We start from the raw sequence: 252 nt of genomic DNA, 5'->3' as shown, positions 1-252 counted from the left end.
TTCATTAAATGCTGTTTTATAAACCTGTATTTTTCTTGTCGCTCACGGAGAAGATGCCAATCGCCTTTTTTAAGATATCACGTTCTAGTTCGGCTTCTTTTAATGCCTTTTTTAATCGAGCTATCTCGGATCAAGTACAAAAGTTGGGGACTAAGCATAAACTTGAGTTAATCTGAACAGGAAGAACTCTTTATTTCTTACACCTCTAAGTTGCATTCTAAACGCTTTAATTTTGGCATTAAAGGATTCCGC

Annotated in this window: 2 pseudogenes; both read right to left on the bottom strand. The window is 35.7% G+C overall.

From position 1 onward, the window contains the following. Positions 1–127: pseudogene (locus HC176_RS19580) on the bottom strand (IS3-like element ISLbl1 family transposase); the annotation flags it as partial. Between the two features lie 23 nt (positions 128–150). Then, positions 151–252: pseudogene (locus HC176_RS20240) on the bottom strand (ISAon1 family transposase); the annotation flags it as partial.

It is taken from the genome of Tamlana crocina, from assembly GCF_012037625.1.
This window is presented reverse-complemented; position numbering and strand designations above follow the sequence as displayed.